This window comes from Lysobacter firmicutimachus (assembly GCF_037027445.1).
Taxonomy (GTDB): domain Bacteria; phylum Pseudomonadota; class Gammaproteobacteria; order Xanthomonadales; family Xanthomonadaceae; genus Lysobacter; species Lysobacter firmicutimachus.
The window spans coordinates 4,587,057-4,599,259 of the sequence record NZ_JBANDL010000002.1 but is presented as its reverse complement, the minus strand read 5'-3'; the positions used below and the strand labels follow the sequence as shown (position 1 = coordinate 4,599,259).

Annotated in this window: 10 protein-coding genes; 8 read left to right on the top strand and 2 right to left on the bottom strand. The window is 68.2% G+C overall.

Annotated elements, in window-relative coordinates:
* Positions 1 to 82: 82 nt before the first annotated feature.
* Positions 83 to 709 (bottom strand): flavodoxin family protein, encoded by a 627-nt coding sequence (locus V2J18_RS19935; protein WP_336132682.1) that lies wholly within the window; start codon positions 707 to 709, stop codon positions 83 to 85.
* A 125-nt stretch (positions 710 to 834) separates the two neighbouring features.
* Here V2J18_RS19935 and V2J18_RS19930 point away from each other — a divergent pair, with 125 nt between their 5' ends.
* Positions 835 to 1,725 carry a LysR substrate-binding domain-containing protein gene (locus tag V2J18_RS19930; RefSeq protein WP_336132681.1) on the top strand — a complete coding sequence of 297 codons (891 nt, stop codon included), beginning with the start codon at positions 835 to 837 and terminating at the stop codon, positions 1,723 to 1,725.
* A 363-nt stretch (positions 1,726 to 2,088) separates the two neighbouring features.
* Here the strand turns inward: V2J18_RS19930 and V2J18_RS19925 are convergent, their stop codons facing one another.
* Positions 2,089 to 2,982 carry a LysR family transcriptional regulator gene (locus V2J18_RS19925; protein WP_064746639.1) on the bottom strand — a complete coding sequence of 298 codons (894 nt, stop codon included), beginning with the start codon at positions 2,980 to 2,982 and terminating at the stop codon, positions 2,089 to 2,091.
* Positions 2,983 to 3,065: 83 nt separating this feature from the next.
* On the opposite strand from V2J18_RS19925, the gene gstA reads away from it, so the two are divergent.
* The 7 genes from gstA (at position 3,066) to V2J18_RS19890 (ending at position 12,187) form a co-directional block, all read left to right on the top strand.
* Positions 3,066 to 3,680, top strand: a complete 615-nt coding sequence (gene gstA / locus V2J18_RS19920; protein WP_064746638.1) for a glutathione transferase GstA — start codon at positions 3,066 to 3,068, stop codon at positions 3,678 to 3,680.
* Complete coding sequence (locus V2J18_RS19915) at positions 3,677 to 4,015, top strand: DMT family transporter (RefSeq protein ID WP_064746637.1); 339 nt, start codon at positions 3,677 to 3,679, stop codon at positions 4,013 to 4,015. Before gstA ends, V2J18_RS19915 begins: the two co-directional genes overlap by 4 nt.
* Before the next feature lie 263 nt (positions 4,016 to 4,278).
* Positions 4,279 to 4,821: an REP-associated tyrosine transposase gene (locus V2J18_RS19910; RefSeq protein WP_336132680.1), complete on the top strand. Its 543-nt coding sequence runs from the start codon at positions 4,279 to 4,281 to the stop codon at positions 4,819 to 4,821.
* Between the two features lie 1,210 nt (positions 4,822 to 6,031).
* The gene (gene aceE, locus V2J18_RS19905) at positions 6,032 to 8,737 is read left to right on the top strand and encodes a pyruvate dehydrogenase (acetyl-transferring), homodimeric type (RefSeq protein ID WP_336132679.1); all 2,706 of its coding nucleotides are present in this window, start codon (positions 6,032 to 6,034) and stop codon (positions 8,735 to 8,737) included.
* 127 nt (positions 8,738 to 8,864) lie between these two features.
* Positions 8,865 to 9,227 (top strand): hypothetical protein, encoded by a 363-nt coding sequence (locus V2J18_RS19900; protein WP_336132678.1) that lies wholly within the window; start codon positions 8,865 to 8,867, stop codon positions 9,225 to 9,227.
* Between the two features lie 50 nt (positions 9,228 to 9,277).
* Positions 9,278 to 10,381 (top strand): XVIPCD domain-containing protein, encoded by a 1,104-nt coding sequence (locus tag V2J18_RS19895; RefSeq protein ID WP_336132677.1) that lies wholly within the window; start codon positions 9,278 to 9,280, stop codon positions 10,379 to 10,381.
* A 201-nt stretch (positions 10,382 to 10,582) separates the two neighbouring features.
* Positions 10,583 to 12,187 carry a restriction endonuclease gene (locus V2J18_RS19890; protein ID WP_336132676.1) on the top strand — a complete coding sequence of 535 codons (1,605 nt, stop codon included), beginning with the start codon at positions 10,583 to 10,585 and terminating at the stop codon, positions 12,185 to 12,187.
* Positions 12,188 to 12,203: the final 16 nt, after the last annotated feature.

Below are 12,203 nucleotides of genomic sequence, written 5' to 3'. Positions count from 1 at the left end.
CCCGATCGACAACGCCGCGCCTGCGTTTTCTGCGCGTCCCTTGTCGCGGCTCACGCCGCTCCTACAGGTGAACGCGGCCGCTTCAGCGCACGCTATCGAACTGCAAATCCCAATAGCGCCGGGTAAAGAACTCGCGGCCCAAAGCCCGCGCCGCCTCCAACGGCGCCTCCGGCGCATCGACGATCTCGCCACGCTGATTGCCGTAGGCGTGCACCGTGCCGACCAACTGCGAACGCGTATAGCGCGCGTACTCCTGCAACTGCTGGACGATGCCCAGCGCCACGCCCGGATAGATCTCCTCCGACGCCGTCAGCAGCGCGACCTTCTTGCCGGCCACCCCCGCGCGCGTTTGCGCGTAATCCGGATAGCTGCGGGCGAAATAGCAGAACATCCGGTCGAAGAACGCCTTGGCCTGCGCCGACATTCCGTACCAATACACCGGCGTGCACAGCGCCACGCCTTGCGCCGGCAGGAACTCGTCGAAGAACAGCTCGCGATAGCCGTCGTCGATCCGGCAGCGCCCGTCCGCGTCGCGGCACTGCCGGCAATCGCGCAGGAACCCGCCGAGATGATCGTCGAGGAAGCGCACCACCGCCGGCGTGCCGGCGGCTTGCGCGCCCTCGCGCACGGCGGCGGCCAGGGCGGCGCTGTTGCCGTCGCGGCGGGGGCTGGCGGCGAGGATCAGTAAACGGGGCGGGGCGGTGGACATTGAGGGACTCGGGTAGCGGCGCTAGGCTGGCCGGAGGGGTGAATCTAGATCGCCACCGAATCCGTCCACAAAGGACGAAAATTCGTTATGGCTGAAATCAGTTCAGCCAAAGCCGGAGCCGCCGCGTGTTCGCCGACCTGCCCCTGACCGCCCTGCGCAGCTTCGAGTCCGCCGCCCGCCGGCTCAGCTTCAAGGCCGCCGCCGAAGAACTGCACGTCACCCCGACCGCGATCTCGCACCAGGTCCGCCAACTCGAAGCCTGGCTCGGCACCCCCTTGTTCGAACGCCGCGCGCGCGGCGTCGCCCTGACCGGCGAAGGCCGGCGTCTGTTCGACGCCGTGCACGGTGCCTTGCTCGACATCGTCCACCGCGTCGACAGCCTGCGTCCGCAACGCAGCGTCGGCAGCCTGACCGTGACCACCACCGCCTCGTTCGCCGCGCTGTGGCTGATCCCGCGCATCGGCCGCTTCTACCAGCAGCATCCCGAACTGAGCGTGCGCATCGACACCGGCGCGCAGGTGGTCGACCTCAACCTCGACGCCGGCGTCGATGTCGCGATCCGCTACGGCGGTACGCCGCCGTCCGGCCTGGTCCGCCACGGCGGCCTGCGCGAACGCTTCGGCGTCTACGGCGCGTCAGACCGCATCGAACGACTCGCCGCCGACCCGGCCCCGACCTTGATCGGCGTCGCCTGGGGCGATTCGACCCTGTACCCCTGCAGTTGGGCGGCCTGGTGCGAACGGGCCGGCGTCGCCTGGCTGGGGCCGGACACGGTGGTGCGCGACTACGACGAAGAGCACTACGCCATGCACGCCGCCGGCGCCGGCCAGGGCCTGGTGCTGGCGAGCTCGATCGTCGTCGCCGGCAGCGTCGCCCGCGGCCTGCTCGCGCCCGTGCGCCCCGACATCACCGTCCCCGGCGAGACCTACCACGTCCTGACCGTCCCCGGCCGCGAACGCCACCCGCCCGTGCGCGCCTTCCTGCGCTGGCTCGACGCCGAGATGCGCGCGCTTTGATGCCGAGCGGCGTACCGCCCCCTGTAGGAGCGGCGTATCGCCCCTGTAGGAGCGGCGTGAGCCGCGACAACCGAAGCGGTTGACGTCAGCGTCTTATCCAAAACCTCGCACCTACACACTGCGCTTCGGAACCCCCGCTTCCGAACGCCGCTTCGGCTGTCGCGGCTCACGCCGCTCCTACAAGAAGCCACGTACTAACCGCACCCGCACCCCTGCCCGAAGGATTCCCCCCTTTGAAAAAGGGGGCGGAGGATTTGCTCTTGGCGCCATGCCGCAGTCGCATTCGCAACCCCGACCAACGACGATGTCGCCCGCATTTTCTCCGCGTCCCTTGTCGTGGCTCACGCCGCTCCTACAACCGCGTCACGCCAGTGCCACTTCGCCCGGCAGCCAACGCAGCGCGAATTCGCGCAACAACTTCACCTTCGCCGAACGCCGCAGGTCCGGATGGGTGGCGAACCACAGATCCGTCTGCACCGGCGCCAGCGGCGCCGAGATCCGCCGCACCCACGGCGAGGCATCGGCCAGATAGCACGGCAACAACGCCCGCCCCAAGCCCGCCTCGCACGCCGCCAGCGCCGCCGGCAGGGTATTGACCCGCATCGCGATCCGCTCCTCCGCCACCCGTCCCTGCAACCACTGCGCCGAGGACAGGTGCGCCAGGCTCTCGTCCAGCGCCACCCAATCGCCCTGCACCAACGCCGCCTCGTCCAACAGCTTCGCCCGCGCCGGCAGCGCGGCCTTGGCCGCATACGCCGCGATCGAAATCGCCGCCACCTTGCGCGACGACAAACCCTCCGGCGCCAGCGCGCTGGCGCGCAAGGCCACGTCGGCGTCCTGCTGCTGCAGGCTCAGGAACGCATTGGCGATCACCAGCTCGCAACGCAGCCCCGGCTGCTCGGCGCGGAACGCCGCGCACATCCGCGCCGCCACCGGCGCCAACGTGTCGGGCAGGGTGATCCGGATCCGGCCCTCGGTGCGCGCATCGCGCCCCGACAGCTCGCGCTGCAGGCGCTCGCTCTCGGCCAGCATGCGCTGCGCCCCGGCGATGGTCAGCTCACCGGCGTCGGTGGGCGTGTAACCGCGCCGGCTGCGCCGGAACAGCGCTGCGCCGACCCGCGCCTCGATCGCCGCCAGGCGCCGGAACGCGCTGGAATGGTCCAGCCCCAGCGCCTTGACCGCGCCGGTCAGGCTGCCGTGCGCGCCGATCGCGCGCACCAGTTCCAGGTCGTCCAGGCCCAAGCGTTCGTGTCGCATCTGCAAGCAATCCTTGTCGATTCGCCGTGTTGGCGCCGCCGCGGCGGACGCCGAAAGTAGCGCCATCCCAACGGAGCGCCCTCATGAAACTGTACTTCACCCCCGGCACCTGCTCGTTCGCCCCGCACCTGGCGATCCGCGAACTCGGTCTCGACGTCGAACTGCGCCGGGTGCGCCTCGGCGCCGACCCGGTCGTGGTCGCCGACGGCCGCGACTTCCGCCAGATCAACCCGCTCGGCTACGTGCCGGTGCTGGAACTCGACGACGGACGCATCCTCACCGAGGGCTCGGCGATGCTGCTGCATCTGGCCGACGCCCATCCGGACGGCGGCCTGGCCCCGCCCGCCGGCAGCGCCGAGCGCGACGAACTGCACCGCTGGCTGGTCTTCATCGGCACCGAACTGCACAAGACCTTCAGCCCGTGGCTGTTCCATCCCGAATACGGCGAACAGGCCGCGCAGGTCGCGCGCGAGCGGCTGTTCAAGCGCCTGGCGGTGGTCGAACGCCAACTCGACGGCCGCCCGTACTTGCTCGGCGATCGCTTCGGCATCGCCGACGCCTATCTGTTCACCGTCGTCGACTGGGTGCGGCCGCTGAAGATCGCGCTCGACGACTACCCCCATATCGCCGCCTACCTCGAACGCGTGCGCGCCCGCCCGGCCGTCGCCGAGGCGCTGCGCCGGGAGAAGACCCCATGAACGCCGACGTGTTGCGCCCCGGCACAGCCTGGATCCTGCTGATCGCCGCCGGCCTGATCGACGTGGTCTGGGCGCTGACCATGAAACTGTCCCAGGGCTACACCCGCCTGGGCTGGAGCGTGCTGTCGGTGATCTCGCTGATCGCCTTCGTCTGGCTGCTCGGCCGCGCGTTGACCGCGCTGCCGGTCGGCAGCGCCTACGCCGTGTGGACCGGCATCGGCGCCGCCGGCACCGTGCTGATCGGCTCGGTCCTGTTCGGCGAAGCCCTGACCCCGATGCGCCTGGCCGGCGTCGGCCTGGTCGTCGCCGGCATCGTGGTGCTGCGCAGCGCGTGAGCTGTCCCGCGTGCCGCCCCCTGTAGGAGCGGCGTAAGCCGCGACAACCGAAGCGACGCACGCAAGCGCATCATCCGAAACTCGCCGCAACCGGCGCATCGCCGCTTCGGCTACAGCGCTTTCGACCACCGCTCCGGTTGTCGCGGCTCACGCCGCTCCTACAGAAAGCGGCATTGTCGCGACCACCGGCTGCGGCGAAACCCCACCGCGCGACGTCGCCTATTCCGATCCCGCTTCAACGCCGCAGCGACCACGCTGCCCGCATGGCCTCGATCCCGCCACGCCCACCCGGACATGTCGCGTTGCGTCGCGGCCGCGCATCCGAATCCGGCCGTGTCTATTTCGTCACCTGCGTCACCCGCGACCGCCGCGCGCTGTTCGCAGATCCCATCCTCGCCCACACCATGGCCGAGGCCTTGCTCGACCGCCGCCTCTGGCCGCGCTCGCGCCTGCTCGCCTGGGTGCTGATGCCCGACCACTGGCACGGACTGATCGAACTCGGCGCCTGGGAAACCTTGCCGGACCTGATGTGCCGGCTGAAATCCAACACCGCCCGCCACATCCGCTTCGCATTGCCGCTGGCCTGCCAGGTATGGGCCGCCGCCTACCACGACCGCGCGCTGCGCCAGGACGATTGCTTGCTGAGCGCAGCCCGTTACCTCGTCGCCAATCCACTACGCGCCGGCCTGGTCCAAAACATCGGCGACTACCCCTACTGGGGCGCCGTCTGGATCGACGGCGTCCCGCCCCACACCCGCGCCGCCCCACCGCACCGCCTCCTGCAAACCGCAGCCGCTCCCCTCTAGCACGACGTACCGCCCCCCTGTAGGAGCGGCGTAAGCCGCGACGACCGCAGCGGTGCACGCAAGCGTCCCATCCGAAGCCCGGCCAACCGGAACGAACCTCCCCAACGCGCCGATTCGACCGGCTTCGGCCAAAACGCTGTCGACCACCGCTGCGGTTGTCGCGGCTTACGCCGCTCCTACAAAAAACCGTCCCGATCGACGGCGTCCCGCCCCACACTCGCGCCGCCCCACCGCACCGCCTCCTGCAAACCGCAGCCGCTCCCGTCTAACACGACGTACCGCCCCCTGTAGGAGCGGCGTAAGCCGCGACATCCGCAGCGGTGCACGCAAGCGTCCCATCCGAAGCCCGGCCAACCGGAACGAACCTCCCAACACTCCGACTGGACCGGCTTCGGCCAACACGCTGTCAAACACCGCTGCGGTCGTCGCGGCTCACGCCGCTCCTACAAAAAACCGTCCCGATCGACGGCGTCCCGCCCCACACCTGCGCCGCCCCACCGCACCGCCTCCTGCAAACCGCAGCCGCTCCCCTCTAACACGACGTACCGCCCCCTGTAGGAGCGGCGTAAGCCGCGACAACCGCAGCGGTGCACGCAAGCGCCCCATCCGAAGCCCGTCCAACCGAGAGAGCATCCCCAACACCCAGATTCGACGGGCTTCGGCCAAAACGCTGTCGACCACCGCTGCGGCTGTCGCGGCTCACGCCGCTCCTACAAAAAACCGTCCCGATCGACGGCGTCCCGCCCTACACCCGCGCCGCCCCACCGCACCGCCTCCTGCAAACCGCAGCCGCTCCCCTCTAACACGACGTACCGCCCCCTGTAGGAGCGGCGTCCCACGGGGATTTCCTCCGGTCATAAGCCGCGACATCCGCAGCGGTGCACGCAAGCGCCCCATCCGAAGCCCGACTAAGCGGAACGAACCTCTCCAACACCCCGATTCGACCGACTTCGGCCAAAACGCTGTCGACCACCGCTGCGGCTGTCGCGGCTCACGCCGCTCCTACAAAAACCACCCGACCCGCAGCGGCAAAGGCCACTGCCGCACACTCACCGCACGCCCCCGTATCCACACCTACGCCCCTAGCCAAAACGAACTAGTCCACCCCACCGGCCACCCCCCGCAAGCCGTAACCCGGTCGCCGTTTGTTAGACTCGGGGCTCTAATCCGCCCCCCACCTCCGAGGCGCGGCCACGGGGCCGCGAGATCGATGAATCAGCCGCTTGCCAGCTCTTTGCACGACCTGCTCCAGAACGATCCCGATCCGATCGAAACCCAGGAATGGGTCGAATCCGTCCAGGCCGTCATCGCCCGCGACGGCGCCGAGCGCGCCCACCAGCTGCTCGAGGGCATGGTCGAGGTGACCCGCCGCGCCGGCGCCCACCTGCCGTTCCAGCCCACCACCGAATACATCAACACCATCCCGCCGCACCTGGAGGCCAAGAGCCCCGGCGACGCCGCGATGGAATGGCGGATCCGCTCGCTGATCCGCTGGAACGCCATGGCCATGGTCGTGCGCGCCAACCGCAAGCCCGGCGACCTCGGCGGCCACATCGCCAGCTTCGCCTCCGCGGCCACCCTGTACGACGTCGGCTTCAACCACTTCTGGCGCGCGCCCTCGGCCGACCACCCCGGCGACCTGATCGGCATCCAGGGCCACAGCTCGCCCGGCATCTACGCCCGCTCCTTCCTCGAAGGCCGCATCAGCGAATCGCAGATCGACAACTTCCGCATGGAAGTCGACGGCCGCGGCGTCAGCTCCTACCCGCACCCCTGGCTGATGCCCGACTACTGGCAGATCCCGACCGTGTCGATGGGCCTGGGCCCGATCAGCGCGATCTACCAGGCCCGCAACTGGAAGTACCTGGAAGGCCGCGGCCTGCTGCCCAAGTCCGACCGCAAGGTCTGGGCCTTCCTCGGCGACGGCGAAACCGACGAGCCCGAATCCCTCGGCGCGATCTCGGTCGCCGGCCGCGAAGGCCTGGACAACCTGATCTTCGTCATCAACTGCAACCTGCAGCGCCTGGACGGCCCGGTGCGCGGCAACGGCAAGATCATCCAGGAGCTGGAAGGCCAGTTCCGCGGCGCCGGCTGGAACGTCATCAAGACCATCTGGGGCAGCTACTGGGACCCGCTGCTGGCCCGCGACACCACCGGCAAGCTGCGCCAGCTGATGATGGAAACCGTCGACGGCGAATACCAGAACTGCAAGGCCTTCGGCGGCAAGTACACCCGCGACAATTTCTTCGGCAAGTACCCGGAGACCGCCGCGCTGGTCGCCAACCTGTCCGACGACGACATCTGGCGCCTCAACCGCGGCGGCCACGACCCGCACAAGGTCTACGCCGCCTACTTTGATGCGGTGAACACCAAGGGCATGCCGACCGTGATCCTGGCCAAGACGGTCAAGGGCTACGGCATGGGCGCCTCGGGCGAGTCGCTCAACCCGACCCACGGCACCAAGAAGATGGACGACGAAGCCGTCCGCCTGTTCCGCGACCGCTTCAACATCCCGGTCACCGACGACCAGCTCAAGGACGGCGCGGTGCCGTTCTACCACCCCGGCGAGAAGTCGCCGGAAGTCGAATACATGCACGAGCGCCGCAAGGCTCTCGGCGGCTACCTGCCGCAGCGCCGGCGCAAGGCCAGCACCTCGCTGGAAGTGCCCAAGCTGGAAGCCTTCGACCGCCTGCTCAAGAGCACCGGCGAGCGCGAAATCAGCACCACCATGTCGTTCGTGCAGGCGCTGAACATTGCGTTGCGCGACAAGCAGGTCGGCCCGCGCCTGGTGCCGATCGTGGCCGACGAAGCCCGCACCTTCGGCATGGAAGGCCTGTTCCGCCAGCTCGGCATCTACGCCCCGCACGGCCAGAAGTACAAGCCGGTCGACCGCGACCAGCTGATGTACTACCGCGAAGACGTCACCGGCCAGGTGCTGGAAGAAGGCATCACCGAAGCCGGCGCGTTCGCGTCCTGGCTGGCGGCCGCCACCAGCTACAGCACCAACGACCTGCAGATGCTGCCGCTGTACATCTACTACTCGATGTTCGGCTTCCAGCGCATCGGCGACAGCGCCTGGCAGGCGGCGGACATGCGCGCGCGCGGCTTCCTGCTCGGCGCCACCGCCGGCCGCACCACGCTTAACGGCGAGGGCCTGCAGCACGAAGACGGCCACAGCATGGTCCAGGCCGGCCTGATCCCGAACTGCCGCAGCTACGACCCGACCTTCAGCTACGAAGTGGTGACCCTGCTCCAGCACGGCATGCAGCGCATGCTGACCGAGCAGCGCGACGAGTACTGGTACCTCACCCTGATGAACGAGAACTACCCGCACCCCGACATGCCGGAAGGCAGCGCGGACGGGATCATCAAGGGCATGTACCTGCTCAAGGACGCCGGCAAGCCCAAGAAGGGCGAACTGCGCGTCCAGCTGATGGGCAGCGGCACCATCCTGCGCGAAGCCATCGCCGCCGCCGAGCTGCTCGACAAGGACTTCGGCGTCACCGCCGACATCTGGTCCTGCCCCAGCTTCAACGAACTGGCCCGCGAAGCCATCGACGCCGAGCGCTGGAACCGCGTCAACCCCGAAGCCAAGACCCCGCGCAAGCCCTACATCACCGAACTGCTGGAAGGCCGCCAGGGCCCGGCCATCGCCGCGACCGACTACATCCGCATGTACCCGGAACAGGTCCGCGCCTATGTGCCGATGCGCTACACCGTGCTCGGCACCGACGGCTTCGGCCGCTCGGATACGCGCGCGAACCTGCGTAGGCACTTCGAAGTCGATCGGTACTACATCGCCCACGCCGCCATCGCGGCGCTGGCGGCGGAAGGCAAGATGACCGGGAAGGATGTGGCTCGGGCGATCAAGCAGTACAAGATCGATGTGGAGAAGCCGAATCCGCTCGGCGTCTGATCGAGTCGCCGGTTAATGTGACAAGCAAGGGCGGCCGCAAGGCCGCCCTTGTTTTTTGCCGGAGGCACTTTTAGTTTTGAACCGTCTGGGCGGCGCACCGGCCGCTGCCGTCAGGGATGTGAACACGATGAACGGACCTCGTCTCGCCATCCGCTTTCGTCTCGCCCTCGTTCTTGCCCTAGGCCTTGCCGCCAGCGGCTGCACCAATGCGGCCGACCCCGCGCTCGTGCACGCCGGCGAACTGCAGCTCGACATCAAGGGCCAGGACATCCTGCCCAGCGCCGCCCGCACCCGCGACGGCCGTCCCTACACCGGCGCCGCCTACGACACCTTCTTCGGCGACAAGCACCCGCGCGAATGCGCCGAATGGGAAGGCCGTTTCCGCGACGGCCTGCCCAGCGGCGAGTTCAAGCTGTACTCGAACTGCGGCGAACTCGACTCGACCTGGCGCTTCGAGCAGGGCCGCTGGGTCAAGAGCAAGGAAAACTAGTCGTATCGGCGCCGGTGGGCGCGACACGCAACGCAAGGAGAAGCAAGGTCATGGCAGACTTTTCGATGAGTGATCTGGCCACCTCCGGCGTGGCCACCCAGGCGATCAAGGAATCCGTGCACTCTCAGTTGCCCGGGCGCAACAACGGCCCGGCCGATGCCTACCGCCACCTGCTGCTGTCCGCCGAGCTGACACGCCAGTTCGGCGAGTCCTACGCCCGCGCCGCGCTCGACTTCCACGAGTGGGACGGCAACCGCACCGGCCAGGCCGCCGATACCAATCGCATGGACGAGCACAACAACGAGCTCGGCATCGCCCTGGGCAAGCGCCTGGCCGCGCAACCCTCGAGCAGTTGGCACGACGTCGTCGCCGGCGCGCGCGAGCTGATCGATGCCGCGCCCCGCCAGGCCGGCGGCGTGCAATGGCTGGGCGAGGACCGCTGGCAGATGAACCCCATGGGCCCGAACGACAAACGCCTGCCTACCGGCGATCCGCGGCTCAACTGGCCGCCGCAATGGCCGGAGGGCCCGTTCCCCAACCCCGGCGGCCGCGACGCCGGCGAGCCGTACACGGACGAAGAGCTCCCGGTTAAACCGATGGACCGCATGGTGCCGCCGCGCCAGCCCGAAAAGGACTTTCTCGATCGCCTGCGCGAAAACGTCGAGAGCGTGCTCGACGAACGCTACGGCCGCTTGCACACCCAGGCCGAGCACGCCGCCTTGGCCGCGCGATCCCCCGGCGCCGAAACGCATTCCCCGGCCCAGCCGGCTGCGCCCGACCACCCGATGCTGGCCCAGGCCCGCGTCGCCGTGCACCGCCTCGACGCCAGCCTGGGCCGCACCCCGGACCAGGCCAGCGAATGCATGAGCGCCAGCCTGGCCTGCCTGGCCCGCCAGAACGGCCTGAGCCGTATCGACCACGTCGTGCTGAGCGGCGAAGGGCGCGAAAGCCGCCCCGGCGAAAACGTCTTCGTCGTCCAAGGCCGCCTCGATGACCCGGCCCACCTGCGCGCGCACATGCGCACCGACGTCGCGGCACAGATGCCTGTTCAAGAGTCGGTGCAGCGCCTGCACGAGGTCGATCGGCAGATGGCGGCCGAACAGGCCTTGCAGCCGCAGGTGCAGCAGGAGGCTCAGCGGCGGGGGATCGGCTAGCAGCCCCTGTCCGCGAAGCGATGCATTGGGCGATGGCCGGATTCTTCGCTGATCTACGTAGGGCAAGAAGTCGCGGTCTGGAAGTTCCGGCGCAGTCGTCCGGACGCAAGGCAGGACAGCACCATTCGGATTATCAATAGCCACGCCACGACAGGGGGTCGTATGGGGCGACGGAAAGGCATCGAGGGCTTCGTTGGCGCTATGGTTCGCGCCAGTGCGCGCGCGGCAAAACAGCATCAAGCCGATCTGCGGCGTCGAGAGCGCGAGCTCGCCCGGGCGATCCGGCTGAGCGACCAGCAAGCCAAGACTGAGGCACGGATAGCGCTTCAGGACGCGCGCGCAACCGAGCGGGAGCGCAAGGCGCAGGAGAAAGCCGAACGCCAGGAGTATCTGCTGGACCGCCAGGCCGAGGCCGAAGAGCTGACGGTGGACAGCGAACAGCGCGTCGAAGAGCTTCAGACGATCCTGGCCGCCACCTTGGCGGTCGACGACAGGATCGACTTTTCGTCTCTACTTATCCGGGAAAAGTTTCCGCCGTACTACCTGCCTGCCGACCTGAAGAATCCGATCCAGGCGCCGTCCCGGGATAAATTCATGGCGCTGGTGGCGCCGCGGACGCTGCTGGAAAAAACTCTGGGGATGAAGAAGCGCCACGAGCGCGACTTGGCCGAGGCGCAGCGCAAGTACGAAGCGGCAGCCAAGTCCTACGAATCCGCTGCGGCGGTGCGAAAGGCCGAGCTGGAGCGGCACCAGAAAGAATACGAAGCCGACAAGGCTGCGTTCGAACTGAAAGTCGCGCAGCGAAAAGCCGAGGTGGACGAGCTTGAGGCTTCTTATCGGGCCGGCGACCCGGAAACGGTGACCCTCTACCTGGACATGGTGCTGGATCGCTCGATCTACCCGGAAGGGTTTCCGGACGTCCACCGAGTCGCCTACATCCCGGAGTCCAGGCAGGCCGTCGTCGAGTTGGATCTGCCGAACCCCGATATCGTTCCGGCGGTGGTCGAATACAAATACGTCCGCACCCGCGACGAAATCGACGAGAAGCCGCGCAAGCCGGCCGACATCGCCAAGCTCTACCGCGAGGTCGTCGCCCAGACCGCGCTGCGCACCGTGCACGAGCTGTTTGAATCCGACCAGGCCAACCACCTGGACCTGTGCGTCTTCAACGGCTTCATCCACCGGGTGAACCCGTCCACCGGTCGGGACGAGCGCGTCTGCCTGATCTCGGTGCGAGCGCAGAAACCGGATTTCAACCAGATCAACTTGGCCCGGGTAGAGCCGGCCCAATGCCTCAGGAACCTTGGCGCCCAGGTATCGCCCAGGCCGGAGGAAGCCATTGCGGTCAAGCCGGTGATCGAATTCGACATGGCCGACCCCCGCTTCATCGAGCAGCAGGACGTGCTGGAAGGGCTCGACCAGCGCCCGAACCTGATGGACCTGGCGCCGACCGAATTCGAAGCCCTGGTCAGCAACTTGTTCGCCAAGATGGGCCTGGACACCAAGCAGACCCGCGCAAGCCGCGACGGCGGCGTGGACGCGGTCGCGTTCGACACCCGCCCCGTGCTGGGCGGCAAAGTCGTTATCCAGGCCAAGCGCTACCGCAACACGGTCGGCGTATCGGCCGTCCGCGATCTCTACGGCACCATGCTCAACGAGGGGGCCAGCAAGGGGATTCTGGTGGCGACCAGCAGCTACGGCTCGGACGCCTACAAGTTCTCCGAAGGCAAACCGATGGAGCTGATCGACGGCGGCGGGCTGCTGTACCTGCTCTGCAGGAGGTTGGGATCAAGGCGAGGATCGTGATGCCGGTGGAAGGCTA